The organism is Arthrobacter luteolus NBRC 107841, assembly GCF_001552075.1.
In the GTDB taxonomy this organism is placed as follows: Bacteria; Actinomycetota; Actinomycetes; order Actinomycetales; family Micrococcaceae; genus Arthrobacter_B; species Arthrobacter_B luteolus.
The window spans coordinates 184,214-205,031 of record NZ_BCQM01000003.1 but is presented as its reverse complement, the minus strand read 5'-3'; the positions used below and the strand labels follow the sequence as shown (position 1 = coordinate 205,031).

Here is a 20,818-nt window from a genome sequence, read left to right as displayed (position 1 = left end):
TCACCTACCAGCGTGGTTGCTTTTCAAAGACCTTGAAGAAAGAAAGCGGCGATCGTCGCTCACTTAACGCGAGACACCAGGACGCACGCCGCCAGTAAACCCAGTAGGAGAAAGCTTGAAACTCACCGACCAGGAAGGCCAACGGCTCGCAGCAATCATGATCGTCATGCGGCCCGACTGGACCCCGAACAAACCCGGCATCCTCCTCCACACCGTCAACCAGGGCGACGGCTTCATCCACGCACAGGACTTCGGCCACACCATCCGGGCCCTCGCCCACTACGCCACCGAAACCGGCCCAGACGGGAGGCCAGCGAAACGCACACCGAACCTCTACCCCGAGGACGGCCAACACTGGACGGCCACGGCCACGAACCCGGCCGCACTCCCCCAAGGCCCACCCTGCGAAGACCACCCCGAAGAACCAGCCCGCAACTGCCGGTGCTGCTGGGCAGACGTCAAGACCGGACACCGACCACCCACCCACATCGGCAAGAAATACCAACCCGAAAGCGAGACCACAGCATGAGCGACTTCCAACTCGGACAGCGCGTGGCCTACACCGAACACCTCCGCCGGCGCAGTGCCCAGCCCGGAGAGTTCGGCGGACCCGACAAAATTTGGTCCCCCAACGCAGGGCCATTCTCCGGCCCCGGCTGGGAGGAACACCGCTGGCCGGGCGGTGAAGGCATGATCGTAGGCAAGCGCACCCTCTCCAATGGCGCTGTGATCTGGCTCGGCGAGGGGGCAGGGAACAGCTATACGCCGACCGAAAGTTTCACTGCATACCTCGTGGCCTATGACCTACACCGCAACCCCGTCCATGTCCTGCCCGAGCACATCACACCGACCCACCCCGTAGGGGCGACCAACACCACCCAGGAGGCCACCCCATGAACCCCACCCACAAAGCCATGCCCGCAACACCCAGCCACACTTGCCAGAACGCCCACTGCGAAGCGACAACACCCCGACTGGGGTGATTCCCCGTCCCAGTCCAAACCGACCCCGCACAGAGGCGGACAGCGGCTCTTGGGAACATACCAAACCCACCAAACTCACACGAAAGCAGGACCCGTATGGGAGACCCAATCACCCTGACCATTCCGGCACCGGCGGGTTGGATAAATTCGAACCAACGGATGCACCGGATGCAGGTGGCGAAGCTGACTGCACTGTGGCGCGAAGCGGCACGCGTTGCAGTACCGGAGACCGACCAGGCAGTGGGCAAGGTCCGAATAGTCGCCCGTGTCTGGAAAACCCGCCGCGGCCGCTATGATCCGGGCAACCTCTACCCCACCGCGAAAGCCTGCGTGGACGGCATAGTGGAGGCCGGCTTACTCGCGGATGATGACTGGCTCCACGTGGACGGACCAGACCTGCGGCATGGTGGAATCGGTCCGGCTGCATTGGTCATCACCATCGAACCCTCATGATCACAACCACGCGATCCCTGAGTAAATTGACGCGACACGGCCGCTATAGGTACACACAGACTTTGCGTGCATCAAGTCATGCATAATTGAGAGACGGAAGGGGGAGACCTAATGAGCAGAACGTTGACAACGAATAGTCATCCGGCGCTGCGGCAGTCTGCTGAAGACCTAGCCGAGGCTGTGCTTGAAGAGTACTGGTCAGACGACGACCTTCCGATTGACCCAGTAGTAATAGCCCGCAGGCTGGGCGCGGAAGTATTCAACGCTCAGCTAGGCAACGATGTCATCGGCATGATCATGGGCGACCCATCCGGCGCCTCCATCTATCTGGACGAAGACCAACCCCGGAACCGATACAGGTTTACGTGTGCTCACGAAATTGGACACTACGTGGAACGTAGCGGCAGCCTCGATGCGCCCTCCAATTACGTAGATCGCCGCTCCGACGAGTCAGTCGCACCCTGGGAGAAACCAGAGGACGAGATCTTCGCCGACCACTTTGCTGGTGCTCTTTTGATGCCAAGGCAGAAGCTCGTGTCCATGATGGAGAAGGGCATGTCGGACCTTGCCATGGCTAACGAGTTTGGTGTCGCTCTTGGCTCCCTCCGGTACAGGAAGAGCTTCTTCCCCGCATGACCAATGAGGACACCCCCTCACCACGAGGGAATGCGAGCGGGGCAGAAGTACAGGCCATCCTGAACGGCACCATTCTGAAACCCGTAGAGTCGACACCCTCCGGTGACGGTGGTGACGGCACCAAGGATGCAGCAGACGACGGACTCAACTTTGTGCGCGGCCTCACTACGCGCTCCCTGCTTTTTGACCTCTTCTGCCATATCGCTATACGAAGCAACACGCACAGCAATCATATTCAGCGAATCCAAGCCCTCAGCAAAAAAAGGAAGCGCTTTTACCAATTCTGCGTGTGGGGCGACGTCGCAATCCGGCTCTCTGCTGTGATCTTTATGCTGTATGCAGGGTTCGTCGTAGTCACCAAAGTTGCGGCGTAGCAGAGGCGCAGCTGCAGCCGCCCCGAGTGGACTAACCTTCCCTTGACCGCGCTAGCCTGCGAGCACAATAGGAGTCACGTGCATGTGGGTACCTCCCGGAAAGACCAAGCGCGACGAGGACAATGCCGCCTGGACTCTCAAACCGTTGTGTGACGCTCTGGCGGGCACGAAGGCGTGGGACCACCGGATCGTTCCGGATGACACCCCCGAGTTCATGGAGAAGCCCATGCCGGCCATCATCTACCGGCCCGGGGCACCGAAAGAACTGGTCATCACCATCACCGAAATGCCAAGCAGTGCTAGGTGATTTACCAAGCATCACAAGGTAGACTAAACGGAAACGCAAAGGCCCCGCGAGTGGTTCGAACACTCCGGGGCCGTGACCGAATAACAAGCAAGGAGATTCGGTATGACCAAGACTAGCAACACCCACAAGGTCTCCCTCAAGGAAGGCCCGAACCGCACAACCGTTCCGCACTTCGAATGCCTGGGCAGCGCATCTGCAGCCTGCCGCATCTACCCGGCGTGCGACTGTGAAAGCTGGAACGAGCACCATGCCAAGGACTACGGCCCCGGCCACGAACCCGTGCAGCAGGACGAATGCTGGCTGCACGGCTGGTTCGACAATGATGCCGCCGTATACGCCGGCGAAGACGCCACCGATATGCGGGACAACGGCCTCCCCGACGTCCTTCGCCAGGAAGGGACCATCGAGTATTCGTTCTGCGAGGAATGGATCGAATGGTGGTTCGTCACTGACCCTGCCGAGGCTGCCGCGTGAGCGCCGGAATGGCGGACGTGATCGCGGCGCACGCCTACGCGGGCCCCGAGATCGAGGACCACCCCACGTACGGCTACACCGACGTGGCGGTCTGCGACTGCGGGGCGCGGCTCTACCTCGAGACGCTCGGTGAGCCGAACGACCGGGACGACCTACACGCCGCCCACGTCGCCGAGGAACTCACCAAGGCCGGGTACGGGAACGTGCAGGAAGCACTCCTGGCCGCCGCCGACGAGATGCCCATCGAAAGCCTGCTTGGCGCGGACAAAGCCAGCGTCTGGCTCCGGCAGCGGGCACACTCCATCAAGGGGGACGCATGAACGGCTGCCCCTACATCGCCGGCCCTGCGTGCGCCGGGTGCGATGGTGCCTGCTGGGAGCCCGCCCCGCCTCGTCAGCCCGAACCGCAGCTGTGCGAATGGTGCTCCCGCTGGACGGGCGCCATGCAGGAATGCGACGGAACATGCAAGACCATCACCGAGGAACAGTGGCTCGCCGCCCACGCGGTCGAGACCTACGCCGCGGACCCCGAAGGCCACGCCCTCGTCCAAGCCATCCACGACCGGAAGGCGGATGAATGAGCCGCGGCTACAGCGCTGGGGTATCTGTAGCAAGGGGCCCGTCATCCAATACGGCCGCGAGCCGCTTGCGCAGTCTGTTGATTGTCGCGGTCAGCCTGCGTCCCGATCGCTCGCGGTCACCTTTGTCGGGTGCGTACCAAGCAAGTCCGAATTCTGTGAGGGCAGATACCATCTCCTGCACCGTTGATATGCACAGCCCCCGATCAGAGGCGTTCGAGGATTTGTCAATCGCGGCGAGGCTTCCAGCTGTGAGAACATGCGAGGCGCGGTCCAGCTCTCCGAGGAACGTCATCTCTTGCGTTTCTAGACCCCACCGGTATACCGCAGCCCGAAAACCCGCATCCTGTTCCAGGATGACTGTGTGTGTGGCATCGAACGGCGTGTACTCAAACCGGCTGGCTGCCGCAAGCAGGTCAGCCATAGCCGACATCTCCCGTTGCCTATCCGCCAAGGCTTTCTGGTGCTTGTTCGATCGCTTCAGCACGGACACTGCAACCCAAGCCGCAACACCTGCTGACATGGCGGCGCCCAGAAATCCTGACCAGAGCTGGACCCAGACGCCTTCGTCTACTCCCCAAAGTTCCCCCAAGACAATTCCCCGAAACATGGGCTTGAGTCTACGGGAGGCACCCTGATGGGTGCGCTTGTCACCGTCATGGTGTCCCCGCGGCTCGCGGACGGGTGCGCCGTCACCCAGGATGCCGCTGCGGCCCTGGTCGCCGACGGATGGACACCGCCCGGCCCCGAGGACCAAACCTATACGATGCGCAAATGACAGAGCACTCCGAAACCCCGCGCCAGCAGCGCCGGCCAGCACCGACCGCCAGCATCCGGGCCCGCAGTATGGATCACCAGGCCGCTCCCTATTGGGAAGGGATCAAGAAAGCTCCTCGAATTCCTGACCCTGACCAGCTCCAAGCAATGCACTGGAGCAAGTCCGCCCTCGCCGCATGTATCAGCCGTGCTGGACACCGGGACGCTTTCGATTCCTGGACTGGCGCCGTCGAAGGCGTTTGGTGGGCAATTGCACTGGACGATGCCCTCAAGAAACACCTCAACCGCATATATACCGAAGCGCGTGATGCTGACCCGGACGGATGCATAGTCAACGGGATGTCCTGGCTTCGTAACCGTCATGCCCACGAGATCCTCGTGACCGCAGCCGGTGGCGCGAAGAGAGACTTCCTGGTCCCACCCGGTGGTGATGGGGTCATTTACATCAGCCCATCGAATCGCTGGATGGAGGCTGCGGAGATAATCGGCACTCGCTACGATCAGCAGCCAGACAAGCGGCCTGCATATGAGGCCTTTGTTGAGGGACTTCCACTGGATATGAGCCTGGTGAAGGCTCTGGCATGGTTCAACACTGTGTTTGAAGCCAGCAAGTTTCCGGATCCAATAGTGCCTGAAGACCCGACAGTTTTGGGCTCCCATGAGTAACGCACGCGAGGCCATCCGTCGCATCGAGCGCGCCCAGGAGCGGGACTGGCAAGCCGCTTACGCCCGCCTTCTCCCACCTGTGCCGGCGCCCACCCGCACACCGGACTGCACCTGCGACTGGTTCTCCGAGCCACGGCTCTGAGACCCCAAACCAGTCTGGCACCACACCCGCTACGGGACGACTGCCCAGACCACCCAGAACCGGAGAAAATGACATGAGCGCGTTGAGAGGTTGCAAGCTTCTACGCGTAGGTCGCTGGATCTATGACGACCTGGCTTACAACGCCAGTCTCTGGGTTCGTCACGTCTTCGGTCACTTCCGGGCGTTCCATATGAAGTCGCGGGTGCAACGGCACACGAGATTCCCTTTGGAGACGGGTGGGCGGTTCGATCCAAACCACTTCCACATTTGCGGTCGCCCAAGCATCCAGTCGAGCCATGATCCGGAAGTGCACTTGCTCTCCCGGAGATACGAGAGCGACCCTCCCCCCAGACGATGGTGTAAAAAGATCGACTTCGCACCCACGTGCTTCCAAGCGAACCCGAAACGCTTCTCCGTCACCAGCGTTGGAAATGTGCCCGTTGAGCATGTACCCGCTGCGTGCAGGCGAGCCTTCCCAATAGGCAGAGCCATTCATTTCGACAGCCCAATCCGCACTCGGCCGTTCTCGATGCCGGAGCCACGCGGTGATTCCGAATGCCAGCGCAGAGCCCACGGACCCGGCCAACGCGACGATGACGGCCAGCGCTCCCCAAAAGATCTCGCTCCCCACGAACTCCTGCATATCCACTTCCACGCGTTCCCCCAAAGAAAAACCAGACGATGACGCAGACCAGCATATGTGGGGCCAGGAAGTGCACCGGAGCCCCACCATCATGACCGGTCCTGCACAGGCCCACGGGCGGCCGGTCGGCGTCCACGGCCGGAGCAACTCAGGTTCCGCCGACAGGCAGATGGACGCGAAGCTGATCCTGCCGGAAGGGGCCAACCATGACACTCACCCAAGACATCTCCCAGGCTGCCAAAGAGCTGCGGCAGGAACGGCATGCAGAGCGCGCCTTCTACCGAAAGATTCGGCGATACCACCACCGTCACGGCCGACGGCCGTCATTAATTCACAAGGGAAAGAAGGCGCGGTTGCATGCGAATGATGGGCGACACGTACGATAGAGTCTCGGCGTGAGGAAATCCAAAGAGCGGAAGCCGATGAAGCTGCGCAACGTATTTTTATCCGGCATTGGTTTCTCCCTGGCTATCATCGGATCCTGCTTCTGGTTCTTCGCATGGCAGGCCGCCGGAAGAAAAAAATTCTGGCTATCCCAATTGGACCAGGAGGTTTATTTCTCGATCACGCGGAACGCAGTCACCTTAGCTGGCGCCCTCGTCGTAGGGGTGACTATCTTCTTCTCCTACCGGAAGCAGCAGACGGCGGAGAACGCCCAAAGACTCGCGCAAGAGGCACAGAACACAGCAGCTGAAGCTCAGCGGGTGGCACAGGACACCTTGAATCTGAGCTTGGATAAACATGATCTTGAGAAGGTCGGCGAACTGCGGAACCGCTACGCCCGTTCTGCTGAGCAGCTGGGAAGTGACAGAAGCGCTGTGCAGCTGGCCGGCTTGCATTCTCTGGCCTCCCTATCCGATGACTGGGCAGCCCTTGGTAATTTCGACGAGCAGCAGGTGTGCATCGCCCTTCTTTGTTCGTTCATCAAGGACTCAGCATCCGAGGAGCCTGGATCCAGCGCAGCGGCAGAGGCAGTGTCAATCGTTGCGTCACGGATCAGAAAGGATCTTTCCGGCACAGACCGGAGCTGGAGCGGAAGCGCCATGACACTTCAGCGGGCTGACTTGGGGTTCGAGCTACTCGACGCGGCCGTTCGGGGCGGTCAACTGATTTTGCGTGACTGCTCCTGGCACGAGACTGGAATGATCAAGGGGCTCCAACTGCAGAGTGGCGTTATGGCCCTCCAGGGCGACTTCACCAATCCCTGGTTTCTCGAGGCAGAGTTCGAGGGCGGGAAACTGGAGATAACGCCCGCACTGCAAGAGAGCGAGGTGGGTATCACCTTTGCCGACTGTGATTTCGACGGAGGGAGTATTTATGTGACTCCCTTCATGGGCCAAGCAATGTACCTGGAGTTTATGGATTGCCGATTCATATCCGGAGATGTGACGATAACCTTCGTTGGGAACCCTTCATCGATTCGATTCAGCGGCTGCACTTTCGAATCCCCTGACGTTGTCAGGGTGACCTCACGGAATTCCACACCCCCGAAGGTCGGCTTTATGAACTGTGAATTCAGCGGATCCGCGGAAGAAATGAGGCTCGATCCGGAAGCGGCGATAGTTTATGTACCTATACACGCCCGGCCGCCTGGTGAGCTCAGATACGTGGGAGGAGAATGGTGAAGAAAAACGCGTCAATATGCGGTGCCCGTAAGCGTGACGGCAACCCGTGCGCTGCCTCGCCGATGAAGGGTCAGAAGCGTTGCGGACGGCACGGCGGGAAGTCGCCGCAGGCGAAGAAGGCGGCGGAGCGTCGGCTGGCCGAGCGGAAGGCGGCGGAACAAGCTGACCGGGCTGTACGGATGCTGGGGATCACGGAGAAGTACGCCGATATCGACCCAGGCAAGGCCCTGCTGGAGGAGATCAGTGTGACCTACGCGCATGTGCAGTGGTTGCGCGGGAAGGTCGCCGAGCTGGACGCGGACTCGTTGGCGTGGGGCAAGGTCTCCCACGAGGAAGGCATCGGCCCGGAGGGGCCGATCGACAAGACCACCATGAAGGCCGAACCGTCCGTCTGGTACCAGCTGTACCTCCGCGAGCGGGAGCACCTGGTCAAGGTCACCACCGCGGCGCTCAAAGCGGGCATCGAGGAACGCAAGGTCCGCCTGGCAGAGTCCCAGGGTGAGCTGGTGGCCAGGGTGATCCGCGGGATCCTCGAAGCCCTGGACTTGTCGGCGAAGCAGTGGAAGCTGGTGCAGACCGTGGTGCCCCAACAATTGCGTGCACTCGCCGCTGAATAATGCCCAAAATGCCTACTGTCAGTTGGTAGACTGGGAAGTGTTGGCGGGTATACGAGGTGGAGCATGAGCGGGCAGCGAATCAAGGGCACCATCATCCAGGTAGCGGACAGTGCCCACGGGAGCAGATGCACCCACCCCACCTGCACAGCACCCCTCCCCGCCGGCATCACCCTCTGCCACCGGCACACCGAGCAGCTCGAGGCAGCACTCCGGGAAGTGCCCGGCACATGGTCGAGCATCCGCACCAGTGCGTGCAAGCTCGACGTCGGAGCTGGCAGTGTTGGCGGACTCGGCGGCAGTACATCGCCTGCGGAGCCCGCCAACCTCGACGCCCTAGACCAGGCGCAAACCCTGTCCGTGATCCTCGCCGGCTGGGCCAGCCACCTCCCCACACTCATTCCCGCCGGTGAAGCACCCGCCGTCGCCGGGTGGCTTGTCTCCCAGCTGAACCTCATCCGCCGGCAAGCCTGGGCGGGCGACCTGTTCACCGAACTCCGCGACGCCCTGAACGCTTGCGCCCGCGCCACCGACCGGGCCGGGCAGCGGGTATTCGCCGGCATGTGCCCCACCCTGGATGAGGCAGGCTTCGAGTGCGGACAGCCGTTGTACGCGCTCACCGGCAGGCCATACGCTCACTGCCGAGCCTGCGGCCAGGAATGGGACGTGAGTGACTGGCGGGAACGCGCACTTGCCGCAGCCGAGCTGCAGCACGGCACCGCGGCAGAGATCAGCCGCATGCTCTCCGACCCCGTCACCCGCGAGGCACTCCCCCAAGCCACCATCCGATCTTGGGCGAACCGAGGCAAGCTCGTAGCCACGGGCACACGGGACGGCAGGTCCGTCTACCTCATCGCCGATGTGCGGGACCTATGGGCCGCAACGAAGGCCGCTGGCTACAAGCGTTCGCAGCTCGCCGCCTAATAGTTGGCGTATCAGCAAGCAGTGCTTGACAGTCTGAAAACTGCAACGTAGCCTGTAGGCATAGTGCGAGTGGTGGCTCCTGAGACCGGCCCCCACACGCACGAGGCCCCGCCAATTCCCCATGACCGCGGGGCCTCCCCCATTCTTGGCGCTGGCGCGTCAACGCCGACCCACGAAGCGCACCGCTTCCGGTGAAGGCCGTTCGAGGGTCCCCGACCGTGGGTCTTTCTGCCCCTTGCCATGAACGCGACCTGCGCGCCAGCACCCAACAAACTTGACGGCGAAAACCCCCGACCCACCCACACTCCAGCGGGGCGAGCCAGTAGCCGTCAACAACTTCCGAGGATTCCATGACGGTTGAAGAGCTGATCAAGGCGCTTTCTGCCCTGCCTGACCAGTCGGCACCTGTCTGGGTCGAAGGCTGCGACTGCGCTAATCCGGCGAAGGGCGTCACGACAACGCCCGACGGTCACGCCTACATCGAAGCGAACCTCTGACTTCAGGGCAAAAGGAAAGCGGGCCACCCGTCGGTGACCCGCTCAACAGCCTTTGAACATGAGTGCCCTGCTAGCCGGCATCTGTTGTCCGCAACTAACGCATTGCCATAGGCGCCGCGAAGGTATCGCTGCAGGAAGTATATCCGAGCCAGGAGGAACCAGTGAGCTTGACCATGTGGGAAGCCGCGGCCCGCATGTTCGAGCCGCCGGCGCCGCCGAAGTGGGCCACCCCCGGCGACATGGCTGCCGCCCTGGATCACAAGACCGTGCAGACGCCGGCGCTGGACCTGATCGACGCGGCCCTGGTTGAAGCGTTCAACACCCCGGATTCCCGGCTGATCATCAGCATGCCGCCGCAGGAGGGGAAGTCGCAGCGGGCGTCCCGCCGCTTCCCGCTCTGGTGCCTCACCCAGAACAATGACCTGCGTATCGCCATCGCGTCGTATGAGTCGAATGTTGCCCGCCGGTGGGGTCGCGCTATCCGTGACGACATCACCACCCACGGCAAAGAACTCGGGCTCAGTGTCCGCCCCGATCTTGCCGCGCAGCACGAATGGTCGCTTGAAGGCCACGAAGGCGGCGTTTACACCGCTGGTATCGGCGGTGCCCTCACCGGCCGGCCCGTGGACCTGCTCATCATCGACGACCCCATCAAGGACCGCGAACAGGCCGACTCCGACGTCTACCGCGAGCGCGCCTGGGACTGGTGGACAGACACCGCGCTCACCCGCCTCGCACCCGGGGCACCCGTGATCCTGATCCTGACCCGCTGGCACGCGGACGACCTCGCAGGCTGCCTCCTCGCAGCCGAGGACGGGAAGGACTGGAAGGTCATCAACATTCCCGCCGAAGCGGACCACCGCCCCGAGAAAGGCGAAACGGACCCGCTTGGCCGGCAGCCGGGCGAGTTCATGGAATCCGCCCGCCGGCGAACCCGCCTCCAGTGGGTGAAACGGAAGATCGCTTCCGGCGCCCGTACGTGGGCCAGTCTCTACCAAGGCCGGCCATCCCCCGATGAGGGTGGCGTGTTCCCTGCCGAGTGGGCGCGCTACAGCTCCCCGCTCTGGCAGGAGAACCCGGACGGCACCCGCACCGTCCCCGGCATAGGCCGTGACGATCACGAGCTGGTGCAGTCCTGGGACCTCGCGTTCAAGGACACCAAGTCTTCGGACTACGTGGTCGGGCAGGTGTGGCTGCGGGTCGGCGTCCACGCATACCTGCTCGACCAGGTCCGGGCACGCCTGAACTTCACCGCCACCTGTCAGGCCATCAAGGACATGTCCGCGAAGTGGCCACAAGCCGTGGCCAAGTTCGTCGAAGACAAGGCCAACGGGCCGGCAGTCATGAACGCCCTCGGCAAGACCGTGATCGGGCTAATCCCCATCGAGCCGGAGGGGTCGAAGTACGCCCGCGCATCGGCGGTGTCCCCGCTGGCCGAATCCTGGAACGTGGTCCTGCCCGAGGCGGAGCTGCTGCCGAACGTGGACGAGCTGATCGAGGAAGCGAAGAACTTCCCCAACAGCGCCCACGACGACACCATCGACGCCCTGTCCCAAGCCGTGAACCGGCTCCTGCTCCTGCCGATCCCCAGCCCCAGGGACGACGTCACCGAGCCGGATGAGTACGACTTCCAAAACACGCACGGGTGGAGCATCTCCCCCGTCTAACCCGATCCTAGGAGGCCCGCATGGGTAAGCTCGCCCAGTTCTTCGGACTCCAGGAATCCGCCAACACCGTCACCGAGGGTGCACTCGCTACGGCGGAGTACCGTGCGGAGAAGCTGCAGGAATCCATGGTGCAGATGCAGCTGGCCATGGAGGACATGGGCTGGGAGAAACTGCTCGGCCAGTATTCGAACGAGTTCAGCCGTGAAGGCCTGAAGCGCGCCGCGGAACTCTCCCGCATGATGGCGATCGCTAACCCGCTCATCAAGCGGGGCCTCGCCATCCGGGCGTCATACGTCCATGGGCAGGGTGTTGGCATCACCGCCCGCTCCGACGGCACTGAGGGCCAGCAGGACGTGAACGTCGTCGTGCAGGACTTCCTCGACGACGACGCGTCCCGTGCCGCGCTGACCGGGCACCAGGCGAAACTCCGGCTGGAAACCGCGATCGGCACCGACGGCAACGTGTTCATTGCCCTGTTCACGAACCCGCTCACCGGCAAGGTCATCCCCCGCACCCTCCCGTTCGATGAGATCGCGGACAAGGTCACCGTACCCGGGGACCGGATGACCACCATGTTCTACCGGCGGGACTGGGAAGAGAACGGCTCCCCGCATACGGCCTACTACCCGGACATCCGGTGGCGGCCCAATACCCGCACCAAGTCATGGACGGACGGGCAGAACAGCTACCCGATCATGTGGGACTCCCCCGTCTACCACCTGCAGGACAACGGCCTTGACGGCTGGAAGTTCGGCATCGGCGACGCCTATGCATCCCTCCCCTGGGCACGGGCGTACAAGGAGTTCCTTGAGGACTGGGTCCTGCTCGTCAAGGCCCTGTCGCGGATCGCGTTCCAGATGTCGAAGTCCAAGACCCCCATGTCCCAGCGGACCCGTGCCGCGCTGCAGCAGATGCCGGCTGGCTCCAGTGTGGCCACGACCGGGGATCAGAAGATCGAGGCTGTCCCGAAGACCGGGGCCACCATCGACTCCGAATCCGGGCGGCCCGTCGCCACACAAGTCGCCGCCGGCCTCGGCATCCCCGTCACAACGCTCATGGCTGACCCAGGCCAGACCGGCGCCCGCGCCGTTGCAGAGACCCTGAACCAGCCCACCCGGCTGGAGTTCAAGGGCCGGCAGGAACTGTGGACCGAAGCGTTCCGCGCAATCCTCGGATACGTCATCGACCAAGCAGTCATCGCACCGCGTGGCCCACTCAAGGGCACCGTCACCCGGGAGCAGAACACGCTCACCGTCCAGCTGGCCGGGAACACTGACCGGACCCTGGACATTGCGTGGCCGGACATCAACGAGCTGCCCGTCGAAACGATCATGAAAGCGATCGTGGAAGCGGACGGCACCGGCAAGATGCCGCCGCTCGTAACCCTGCGGCTCATGCTCCGTGCCCTCGGCGTGCGAGACGTCGACGAAATCCTCGCGGACGTGACCGACGACGACGGCAACTGGGTAGACCCCGACGCCAGCGCCGGCGACACAGCCGTGAAGGCGTTCCGGCGCGGTGAGAACAAGGAGGCCATCCGATGAGCGACCTCAGACGCGTACAGAACGCTGTGGCATCCTTACTCCCGGAAGCGCGGGCTGACATTGGCGATTATCTGCCGCCCCTGCAGTCATCCCTTGCTGTTGCCTGCGAGCTGTTCTTCATTGCGTACGCAATGAAGAACGCTCACCGGCCCGGCGCTGTCCGGATAGCTGACTACTACTGCCAGTTGTCCGGGCTGCACCCTGACCAAGTCAATGCGTTCGCGCTGGAACGGATCAGGCAGCGGGCGGACGAGCAAGCCGCATGAGGGTCACCCAGTTCGGGAAGCTCGGCCGACTGGTCGAGGCCGAGTTTGAACTCATCGAGGATCTGGAGGACACGGATGGCGATAACGAGCCAGACCCTCGCCCTCCTGTCCGGGCGCCGCACCGACCTGGATCAGATCCTCGCTGACCTTGACCTTGCACTAATCAGTGCGTGGGCCATGGCCTGGGATGAGCTGGCCGCGGAGTTCGACGCCGCGCTGACCGAGCTGATGACGTCCGCGAAGAACGGGCGCGTCACCGGCTCCCAGGCAGCGAAGAACATCCGGCTCCGGAAGGCCCTCAGCCTCGCAGCTGACCGACTCGACGAACTCGCACAAATGGCTGATGTGACCGCGAAAGCCGAGGTCATGCGTACCGCGCTGGCTGCAGCCCAGTCCCAGATCGACGTCGCGGTCTCGCAGATGCCTACGGATCATCGGGTGAGCGTCATGCCAACCTGGACGCGGGTCTCCGACTCGGCGATGGATGCCATCGTTGCACGCACGGCCCAGAACATCACGACCGGGCTGCTGCCCCTCTCCGATGATGCTGTGGCCATGATGAAGCGGAACCTCATCCGGGGCATCGCTATCGGGGACAACCCTCGCAAGGTTGCCCGGAACATGGTCAGGCAGGCTGAGAAGGGCTTCAACGGCGGGCTCACCCGGGCCATGACCATAGCCCGCACGGAGATGCTGGACGCGCACCGCGCAGCAACGAAAGCTGCCGACGAAGCCAACACCGATCTGATGGCCGGCTGGCTATGGGGAGCATCCCTGGATGCCCGCACCTGCCCGTCCTGCCTCGCCCAGCACGGCAAGCTCCACCCCGTGGACGAAGAGGGTCCGATCGACCACCATCAGGGACGGTGTGACCGGATCCCCAAAACGAAGTCCTGGCGGGAACTCGGCTTCAATCTCGACGAACCCGACGACCTGCTGCCGGATTCAAGGGAATGGTTCGACGGCCTCACCGCAGACACCCAGGCGCGGATCATGGGCCGAGACCGGCTCGAACTGCTCAACAGCGGCACCATCGGCTGGGACGACCTGTCCACGAAGGTCAGCACCGACGGGTGGCGCGATGCCATGCACGTAACCCCGGTCCGGGACCTGCGAGCGCTGGCCGGTTAGTCCTGCTTGGACGGCGTATAGCTCAAAGCTCCGCACCACCGGCACTGCCGGGACATGCGGGCGCCGCTCAGGTCGAACTGCAGCCCGTGCAGCACCCAGGCGTGACCCGGGCACTCCCCTGGCCGGCCGCCGACGTTCGCATCATCCATGCCCACACTCACAGCCTAGCCACCTCGTATCGCTTGCCATTTGACGCCCAACAGGAGGCACCCCTTGCCGAAGCTCATCACCGAATCCGTGGCCCTGAACGCCACGAAGTCCGGTCCTGGCCGGATCCGGATCAAGATCATCGACGCCGGCGAGGGGTCCTCCGGCACCTACCCGACGGAGACGATCAAGGCCGCCGCGAAGGACAAGGTCTTCTCTGCTGGCACGCATATGTACGCCGACCACCCCGGCGCCCAGGAGTCCTACGACCGTCCGGAGCGGACCATCAAGGACCTCGCCGCGGTCCTGACCTCGGACGCCGTTTACGACGCCGCCGAGGAAGCGCTCTACGCCGAGGCCAAGGTGTTCCCGCACTGGCGGGAGGCCATTGCCGAGATGGCCGAAGACATCGGGGTCAGCATCCGTGCCTCCGCCCAGATGGACGAGAAGGACGGGAAGCGGACCATCACCCGTCTGCTGCACGCCGAGTCCGTCGACTTTGTTACCAAGGCCGGCCGCGGCGGGAAGATCGCCGAAGTCCTGGAGTCAGCCCGCCGAGTCATTGAAGCTACCGCGAACGACACCCGCGAGTACCTCAACGCCGCAGTGAAGGACGCCGGCAGCGGCCGGTACGCCTGGGTCCGCGACTTCGACGACTCCATCGTCTGGTACGCGACCTACGGCGAGGACGACGCCGAGCACATCTACCAGCAGGGCTACACGCTCGCCGGGAACACCGTCACGCTCACCGGCGACCCCGTCGAAGTCCGTATCGAAACCCGGTTCGTGCCCGTCGCCCCGGCCGCTGAGTCGGCCCCCGCTGATTCCCCGTCGAACCCGGCTGGGGTTACCGAAAACAGGAAGGAGCCCACCGTGGCTACTACCAACATCGAGGAGTCCGAGCTCTCGGCCCTCCGTGCAGATGCCAGCCGGGCCGCCGCGCTGGAAGCCGAGAACCGGAAGCTGCGCGAAAGCGCACTGAAGGCCGAGGCCGCCAAGATCGTCGCCGAAGCGTTCGATGGCATCGACGCGCCCCGCACCATCACCCGCCTGGCCGAGTCCTACACGGTCAAGGAAGACGGCACCCTGGACGCCGAAGCCCTGAAGGCCGAAGCAACCGAGTCCGCAGCCGAATGGCGTGCAGCCCACGGCGAAGGCACCGTCCGCGGCGTCGGAGACACGACCGCCGTCACCGAGTCCAAGACCATCACCGACGCCGACATCCTCGGCGCGCTCGACGGAGAGGCCAAGTAACCATGGCGAAGAACCAGCGCTACACCAACGCCCAGCACATCAGCGTGCCGGCACCCCGCGATGTGAAGTCCGGCGACCCGGTCCGCGTCAACAACATCTGCGGCGTCGCCCAGATCGACGCGAAGTCCGGCCAGCCGGTCACCGTATGGCTGGACGGTTCCTATGACCTGCAGGTCGCCGGCGCCGTCGCATCGGTCGGCCTTCCGGTCTTCATCAAGTCCGACGGCACGCTCAGCGCGACCGGCACCGGCAACTACCTGTTCGGCGTCGCCCTGGGAACCAAGGCCGCCGCGACGGGCCCCCTCGAAGTAGCCCCGATCGGCTACACCACTCAGACCGCCGTCGGCGCGTAAGGAGACAAACACATGGACATCCTCGCAAAAGAAGGTTTCCGCGCCGCGCCCACCCGGGACGAGCGCGTGTACGAAGCCGCCAAGCTCTTCGCCAAGGGCAAGTCCGGCGCCGATCACTTCACCCAGGCCAAGCTCCTAGAAGCGTTCAGCACGAGCGACTTCCCCGTCCTGCTGGGTGACGCGTTCGCCAAGCAGGCCATCAAGGCACAGCAGGACGCCGTCAAGGAGTTCGAGCCGCTGCTCGTGGACGTCACCGTCGACACGTTCGATGAGCACAAGCTCGTTGACCTCTGGTCCGGCGACGCCTTCGAGCCCGTAGCCCAGGGCGAAGAGTACAAGGGCGGCTCGCTCAACGAGACCGAGTTGAAGCACAAGGCGGCCAAGCACGGTAAGTCCTACGGGCTGACGTGGGAGCTGCGCCGCAGCCGGCGCTTCTCGGAGCTGGCGAACTTCCCCAAGATGCTCGGCAACGGGTCCATCAAGGGCCAGAACAACGCCGTCGCGGACCTCCTGGTCGGCAATGGCGGCTGGAGCACGAAGTTCTTCGGCTCCGTGGCCTCCGTGCCGTTCTCCCCGGAGGCACTGGACGCCGCGCTCAAGGAACTCGCCCAGCGCGAGAACCACCGGGATGAGCTGGTGGACACTTCCGACCTCGTGCTGGTGCACGGGCCGGCGCTGCGCGGCGAAGTGAATCGCGTGCTCAAGGCCACCGAACTGGAAATGCAGGTCACCAGTGGCCAGAAGGTTACCAAGACCCGCATCCAGAACCCGTTCACCAACGTGGTCACCCCGCTGGAATCCCGCACTGCTGGCAAGCGTCTCGGCACCGCGCAGGCCACCGCCTGGGCGCTCGTGCAGGGCAAGTCCTCGGACCTCCCGTCCATCATCCGCACCCTGCTCTCGGGTGAGGAAACGGTCGACATCCGGGTCAAGTCCGACCAGGGCCAGCGCGTCGGCGGCGGCGCAGTGTCCGTTGAGGACGGCTCTTTCAACGACGACACCATCTGGTTCCGTGGCCGCGACGTCTACGGCATCGACCCCGGGTTCACTCCCGGCGTCTGGGCGTCCAACGGAGCCTAGCTCCAACCGGTCCCCGCGCTGACGAATAGGGCTAATCAATCCCAGCGCGGGGGCCACCCCCAAACTTTCATAGCGATAGCGGAGGCACCCATGGCCATCGACTTCACCTCTGATCTGGGCCGGGTCCGCCTCCGCATCGCTGACCTCGATGAGGCCGCGTTCCTGCTCACCGACGAGCACCTGCGCGGCTACCTCGACCTGAACGACCAGAACGTCCTCCGGGCATCCGCCGATGCCCTGGACGCGATCGCCACGTCCGAGGTGCTGGTCTCGAAGAAGATCCGCACCCAGGACCTCTCCACCGACGGGCCAGCCGTTGCTATTGAACTGCGGAAGCAGGCCACCGAGCTGCGCGCCCGGGCCGCCGCCGAAGACGCCGCGGCCGTGGACGGGTTCGACGTCATCCCTTTCCAGCCGTACGGGCACCTCGAGGGCGAGGAGTACCGGCTGTGAGCCCGCTCCCCCGCTACCCGGTCATCCCCGCGGGCTGGGCTGACCATCACCGCCCCACCCTGGACGGCACGCAGACCGCGAAAGCCGTGTTCATACGCGTCTCCGGAGGCCCGGCCCCGTACCCGCTCCCCGATGGCTGGGACGGCTCGGAAACCATCTGGTCTACCACGGTCCGTGTGCAGGCGCTGAAACGCGAAGCCACCGGTGAGCAGGCCGACCAGCCCACCCAAACCCGCGAATACCTCGTCAGCGCACCTGCCGGCGGGCCGCCCATCCGTTCCGGCGAACTGGGCGACGTCGTCCACGTTCTGGGCCGGTCCTTCCGGATCATCGGCGAACAGTTCGGCGAACTCGCGTGGGGCCGGGACTTCACCTGCGTGGACAACCTCACCCAGCAAAACCCGTAGGAGGCGCGCCGTGGGCTTCGAGAACTCGCAAGTCCGCAGGTTCGCCGCCGACATCGCCCGCGCTCAGGTAACTACCGGTCTACTCACGCAGACCGTGGTCCGCAAGACGGCCCGGGACGTCGTCAAGGACGCCAAGCTGCTCGCCCCGGTCGACACGGGAAACCTCCGCGCTTCCATCGGGCACTCCGACCTTCGCAGCGTCGGGCGCGCCGGTGACCTCTCCGTGGAGATCGGTCCCACCGCTAACTACGGCGTCTTCCTGGAACTTGGCACTAGCCGCGCCCCTGCCCAGCCGTTCATGGGTCCGGCCGCGGACCGCAACGAAGGACCGTTTGCCCAGGCCCTGGCCCAGATCGCGGAGGAGGGCCTGAATGGCTGACCCAATCCTGTACCGCGCCGGCGTCCTGGCAGCCCTCCGCACGCTCCGCGGGGTCACGGTCTACGACGGATACGTGCCCGCGAAAGTCCCAACGGACGCTGCCGGGTTCGTCCTCCCCTACGTCGTATTCCACGGCGGGATCGGGGACGAAATCCCGGAACGGGACCTCTCCAACCTGGTCGACCTGCAGGGCCTGCGCTGGGACTTCCAATCCAAGGCCGTGGCTGCCGACGCCGACATCTGCGCCCGGGTCGCCCACGATGTCCGCCGCACCCTCACAAACCTGCCCCTCGGCACCGCGCACATCCTGCTAAACCCTGACGGGTTCCGCCAGGAAACCCCTCTCCGGGACTCATCCGAAACCCCGGCCCGCTTCATGCTGCCCGCCCCGTGGCGGCTCGAAACCACCTAGGAGGCACCCATGCCAGCCGAATGGATCCGCGTGCGCGACACCCGCACCAACGAAATCCTGCCGCACACCGTCCCCCGCGCTCACCTAGACCACTACCCGCACCTCAAAGAGGTGCCGTCCAGCCGCGCCCGGACCGAGCAGATCACCGAGCCCATGCAGCCCGCCGCCGGTGTGCCCGTCACGGAACCCCAGACCCCCGCCGACCGCGGGCCGGCCACTCCGGCCAAACCCATCAAGGAACCGGCCAAGCCGGAGAAAACCAAGGAGGCATAATGCCCAAGTCTCTCGCAGACGGCCGCATCAAAGTCGTCGCCCTCTCCACCATCCCGAAGAACCCTTACGCGCCGACCATCGCGGAGCTGACCGCCGGCGTGGACATCTCCTGCCGGATCCTCTCCAGCGACTACAACCTGGGTCCCACCGACTCGGACAAGATCGCGGAGAAAGAACTGTGCAAGGAGGGCAACGCCAACGCCCTCGGTCCGTCGAACTACACCGCTTCGGTGACCCCGTTCCGGTACTTCGACGACACGACCAAGCAGGCAGACCCTGTCGAGGATGCGGTGTTCGAGCTGCTCAAGGAAAAGGGCACCAACCTTTACCTGTACGAGCGGCAGTCCGCGAAGAAGTCCACGGAACCCTTCGCCACCGGCGACGAGGTGGACGGCTACGAGGTAACCACCGACAACCCGCAGAAGCCCTCCGATATGGGCGGCTACATCAAGCGTCGTGTGCCGATGGAAGTCCAGACGGCATGGCTCAACGGCAAGGTTGCCGCGGCTGGCGTGTAGCTGCCACCCCCTACTGGTGCCCGCCTGTGATTCAGGCTCCGGGCGGGCACCGCACCACCCAGCAAGAGCCTGAACACCCTCAACCTTTGGAGCCTGAAACCCCATGACTATTTCTGACGCAGCCAAGAACTTCGATTTCAACTCGTGGTTCGGCAACGCCGCTCTGCCCGTCGAATCCGCCGATGTCTACACCCGCGGGGACCTCGTTGGACGCATCAATTATCTTGGCCGACGCATCGAGGAAGAGCACCGCGTGGCGGCAGCCGGCGTCGAGGCCGAAGAGTCCTTGGGAGACGCGCCCGCCGCGGAGGGCCTCACCGAGGAGTACACCTCGTTGCTGCAGGAGTTCGCGGAATCCCGTGTCACGGTCTACCTGCGGGCGCTGACGAAGCCCGAGCGCAAGGCTGTCCGAAAGGCGCACGATGCCGCCCAGAAGGGCATCAAGGAAGGCGACGAGGGGTTCGTCCTCCGCCTGGTGACGGCGTCCATCATCGGGTTGCAGGCGCCCGGTCAGGCCGAGCGTACGGATGTTCGCATGACCCTTGGCCAGGTGCAGGACCTCTACACCCGGATCGGTGAGGCGCAGATGGCTGAGCTGTACCGGGCGGAAGAGACCGCAACTAACGCCGCACCCCGTGTGAGCGCAGATTTTTTGCCCAAGCCCTCTGGACCCGCCGCTGGCCCGGAGTCGTAGCAGCCCTCGAAACCAGTGCGCGCACCGGCCGGCCGCCGTCGTCCTATCTCGGGTTCAATGACAAGCACAAGGACCGGCTCCTCGAGCTGGCCTACACCCTCTACATGGGTGGGCTTTGCTCCTGTGGCTGGCCTTCGGTGGTCTGCCAAGACCCGGAGAACGACGGCTGGTTCGAGCTGTCAGAGCAGACGGTCATCTGCCAGCGGCAAGCAGTCATCGACCGCGAGTCGAAGGAACGCCAGGGTAACTCGGCCTACGAACCGGAGCCCGGTGAGCTGCTCAATGTCGTGCTGAACCGGCCGTCACTTCTCACGGCGGATCCCGATCCCAACAATCAGCGTGATGAACCCGGCGAACGCCACGAGGGCGCTGAAACCGGCCAGCCCTGATCCACCGCCAATGGTCCCCGCCGCCGTCATGGCCCCGCCGAGGACGAGCATGGCCAGCCCAGTGACGATCGCGTTGTGTCCCCGCCGGTGCTGGACCTTTTCCCCCTGTTTAGTCATGGCGCCAATTCTGCCATGCCGTCCGAACTTTCCATCTTGGAG

The 20,818-nt window shown here is 64.1% G+C and carries 31 protein-coding genes; 29 read left to right on the top strand and 2 right to left on the bottom strand.

Annotated features, from left to right (window positions below):
* The first annotated feature begins 115 nt into the window (after positions 1-115).
* The 9 genes from AL3_RS07765 to AL3_RS18380 all read left to right on the top strand — a co-directional run bounded on the left by AL3_RS07765 (position 116) and on the right by AL3_RS18380 (position 3,807).
* Positions 116-529, top strand: coding sequence for a hypothetical protein (locus AL3_RS07765; RefSeq protein ID WP_066298905.1), 414 nt, complete (start codon positions 116-118; stop codon positions 527-529).
* Positions 526-897 (top strand): hypothetical protein, encoded by a 372-nt coding sequence (locus AL3_RS07760; RefSeq protein ID WP_066298899.1) that lies wholly within the window; start codon positions 526-528, stop codon positions 895-897. Before AL3_RS07765 ends, AL3_RS07760 begins: the two co-directional genes overlap by 4 nt.
* A gap of 260 nt (positions 898-1,157) precedes the next feature.
* Complete coding sequence (locus AL3_RS07755; protein WP_157075253.1) at positions 1,158-1,436, top strand: hypothetical protein; 279 nt, start codon at positions 1,158-1,160, stop codon at positions 1,434-1,436.
* Between the two features lie 111 nt (positions 1,437-1,547).
* Entirely contained in the window at positions 1,548-2,072 is a 525-nt protein-coding gene (locus AL3_RS07750) for an ImmA/IrrE family metallo-endopeptidase (protein WP_066298897.1), read from the top strand.
* The gene (locus AL3_RS07745; protein ID WP_066298895.1) at positions 2,069-2,446 is read left to right on the top strand and encodes a hypothetical protein; all 378 of its coding nucleotides are present in this window, start codon (positions 2,069-2,071) and stop codon (positions 2,444-2,446) included. The genes AL3_RS07750 and AL3_RS07745 overlap by 4 nt, the downstream gene beginning before the upstream one ends.
* Before the next feature lie 82 nt (positions 2,447-2,528).
* On the top strand, positions 2,529-2,753 hold the full coding sequence (locus AL3_RS07740; protein ID WP_066298891.1) for a hypothetical protein: 225 nt from the start codon (positions 2,529-2,531) through the stop codon (positions 2,751-2,753).
* 102 nt (positions 2,754-2,855) lie between these two features.
* Positions 2,856-3,227 carry a hypothetical protein gene (locus AL3_RS07735; RefSeq protein ID WP_066298889.1) on the top strand — a complete coding sequence of 124 codons (372 nt, stop codon included), beginning with the start codon at positions 2,856-2,858 and terminating at the stop codon, positions 3,225-3,227.
* The gene (locus tag AL3_RS07730) at positions 3,224-3,547 is read left to right on the top strand and encodes a hypothetical protein (RefSeq protein WP_066298887.1); all 324 of its coding nucleotides are present in this window, start codon (positions 3,224-3,226) and stop codon (positions 3,545-3,547) included. Before AL3_RS07735 ends, AL3_RS07730 begins: the two co-directional genes overlap by 4 nt.
* A 122-nt stretch (positions 3,548-3,669) precedes the next feature.
* Complete coding sequence (locus AL3_RS18380) at positions 3,670-3,807, top strand: hypothetical protein (protein WP_157075252.1); 138 nt, start codon at positions 3,670-3,672, stop codon at positions 3,805-3,807.
* A 7-nt stretch (positions 3,808-3,814) separates the two neighbouring features.
* Here the strand turns inward: AL3_RS18380 and AL3_RS07725 are convergent, their stop codons facing one another.
* Positions 3,815-4,228: a hypothetical protein gene (locus tag AL3_RS07725; protein WP_157075251.1), complete on the bottom strand. Its 414-nt coding sequence runs from the start codon at positions 4,226-4,228 to the stop codon at positions 3,815-3,817.
* Between the two features lie 213 nt (positions 4,229-4,441).
* On the opposite strand from AL3_RS07725, the gene AL3_RS18375 reads away from it, so the two are divergent.
* The 20 genes from AL3_RS18375 to AL3_RS07630 all read left to right on the top strand — a co-directional run bounded on the left by AL3_RS18375 (position 4,442) and on the right by AL3_RS07630 (position 20,270).
* A complete protein-coding gene (locus tag AL3_RS18375; protein WP_157075250.1) occupies positions 4,442-4,582 on the top strand; it encodes a hypothetical protein in 141 nt (46 codons plus the stop codon).
* Positions 4,579-5,247 (top strand): hypothetical protein, encoded by a 669-nt coding sequence (locus AL3_RS07720; RefSeq protein ID WP_151724019.1) that lies wholly within the window; start codon positions 4,579-4,581, stop codon positions 5,245-5,247. The genes AL3_RS18375 and AL3_RS07720 overlap by 4 nt, the downstream gene beginning before the upstream one ends.
* A 1,180-nt stretch (positions 5,248-6,427) precedes the next feature.
* Positions 6,428-7,657 (top strand): hypothetical protein, encoded by a 1,230-nt coding sequence (locus AL3_RS07710; RefSeq protein ID WP_151724018.1) that lies wholly within the window; start codon positions 6,428-6,430, stop codon positions 7,655-7,657.
* The gene (locus AL3_RS07705) at positions 7,651-8,274 is read left to right on the top strand and encodes an HGGxSTG domain-containing protein (RefSeq protein ID WP_083521557.1); all 624 of its coding nucleotides are present in this window, start codon (positions 7,651-7,653) and stop codon (positions 8,272-8,274) included. The genes AL3_RS07710 and AL3_RS07705 overlap by 7 nt, the downstream gene beginning before the upstream one ends.
* A 63-nt stretch (positions 8,275-8,337) precedes the next feature.
* Complete coding sequence (locus AL3_RS07700; protein WP_066298863.1) at positions 8,338-9,195, top strand: hypothetical protein; 858 nt, start codon at positions 8,338-8,340, stop codon at positions 9,193-9,195.
* A gap of 350 nt (positions 9,196-9,545) precedes the next feature.
* Positions 9,546-9,692 (top strand): hypothetical protein, encoded by a 147-nt coding sequence (locus tag AL3_RS18370; protein ID WP_157075249.1) that lies wholly within the window; start codon positions 9,546-9,548, stop codon positions 9,690-9,692.
* Positions 9,693-9,853: 161 nt separating this feature from the next.
* Entirely contained in the window at positions 9,854-11,359 is a 1,506-nt protein-coding gene (gene terL, locus AL3_RS07695; protein ID WP_246168665.1) for a phage terminase large subunit, read from the top strand.
* 20 nt (positions 11,360-11,379) lie between these two features.
* Positions 11,380-12,903, top strand: a complete 1,524-nt coding sequence (locus AL3_RS07690) for a hypothetical protein (RefSeq protein ID WP_066298857.1) — start codon at positions 11,380-11,382, stop codon at positions 12,901-12,903.
* Positions 12,900-13,169, top strand: coding sequence for a hypothetical protein (locus AL3_RS07685; protein ID WP_066298855.1), 270 nt, complete (start codon positions 12,900-12,902; stop codon positions 13,167-13,169). Before AL3_RS07690 ends, AL3_RS07685 begins: the two co-directional genes overlap by 4 nt.
* A 75-nt stretch (positions 13,170-13,244) precedes the next feature.
* Positions 13,245-14,300: a phage minor head protein gene (locus AL3_RS07680; protein WP_066298853.1), complete on the top strand. Its 1,056-nt coding sequence runs from the start codon at positions 13,245-13,247 to the stop codon at positions 14,298-14,300.
* Positions 14,301-14,513: 213 nt separating this feature from the next.
* The gene (locus AL3_RS18625; protein WP_066298848.1) at positions 14,514-15,701 is read left to right on the top strand and encodes a hypothetical protein; all 1,188 of its coding nucleotides are present in this window, start codon (positions 14,514-14,516) and stop codon (positions 15,699-15,701) included.
* A gap of 2 nt (positions 15,702-15,703) precedes the next feature.
* Positions 15,704-16,054 carry a DUF2190 family protein gene (locus tag AL3_RS07670; RefSeq protein WP_066298845.1) on the top strand — a complete coding sequence of 117 codons (351 nt, stop codon included), beginning with the start codon at positions 15,704-15,706 and terminating at the stop codon, positions 16,052-16,054.
* A gap of 12 nt (positions 16,055-16,066) precedes the next feature.
* Positions 16,067-17,134: a phage major capsid protein gene (locus AL3_RS07665; RefSeq protein WP_066298843.1), complete on the top strand. Its 1,068-nt coding sequence runs from the start codon at positions 16,067-16,069 to the stop codon at positions 17,132-17,134.
* A 90-nt stretch (positions 17,135-17,224) separates the two neighbouring features.
* Positions 17,225-17,587 carry a hypothetical protein gene (locus AL3_RS07660; RefSeq protein ID WP_066298842.1) on the top strand — a complete coding sequence of 121 codons (363 nt, stop codon included), beginning with the start codon at positions 17,225-17,227 and terminating at the stop codon, positions 17,585-17,587.
* Positions 17,584-17,994, top strand: coding sequence for a DUF6093 family protein (locus AL3_RS07655; RefSeq protein ID WP_066298840.1), 411 nt, complete (start codon positions 17,584-17,586; stop codon positions 17,992-17,994). Before AL3_RS07660 ends, AL3_RS07655 begins: the two co-directional genes overlap by 4 nt.
* Positions 17,995-18,004: 10 nt before the next feature.
* On the top strand, positions 18,005-18,373 hold the full coding sequence (locus AL3_RS07650; protein WP_066298839.1) for an HK97-gp10 family putative phage morphogenesis protein: 369 nt from the start codon (positions 18,005-18,007) through the stop codon (positions 18,371-18,373).
* Positions 18,366-18,785, top strand: coding sequence for a hypothetical protein (locus AL3_RS07645; protein ID WP_066298838.1), 420 nt, complete (start codon positions 18,366-18,368; stop codon positions 18,783-18,785). Before AL3_RS07650 ends, AL3_RS07645 begins: the two co-directional genes overlap by 8 nt.
* A 9-nt stretch (positions 18,786-18,794) precedes the next feature.
* Complete coding sequence (locus AL3_RS07640) at positions 18,795-19,058, top strand: hypothetical protein (protein WP_066298836.1); 264 nt, start codon at positions 18,795-18,797, stop codon at positions 19,056-19,058.
* The gene (locus AL3_RS07635) at positions 19,058-19,576 is read left to right on the top strand and encodes a phage tail tube protein (RefSeq protein ID WP_066298834.1); all 519 of its coding nucleotides are present in this window, start codon (positions 19,058-19,060) and stop codon (positions 19,574-19,576) included. Before AL3_RS07640 ends, AL3_RS07635 begins: the two co-directional genes overlap by 1 nt.
* A 103-nt stretch (positions 19,577-19,679) precedes the next feature.
* Positions 19,680-20,270 carry a hypothetical protein gene (locus AL3_RS07630; RefSeq protein WP_066298832.1) on the top strand — a complete coding sequence of 197 codons (591 nt, stop codon included), beginning with the start codon at positions 19,680-19,682 and terminating at the stop codon, positions 20,268-20,270.
* Positions 20,271-20,572: 302 nt separating this feature from the next.
* Here AL3_RS07630 and AL3_RS18365 read toward each other — a convergent pair whose 3' ends face one another.
* Positions 20,573-20,776 carry a hypothetical protein gene (locus AL3_RS18365; RefSeq protein ID WP_151724017.1) on the bottom strand — a complete coding sequence of 68 codons (204 nt, stop codon included), beginning with the start codon at positions 20,774-20,776 and terminating at the stop codon, positions 20,573-20,575.
* Positions 20,777-20,818: the final 42 nt, after the last annotated feature.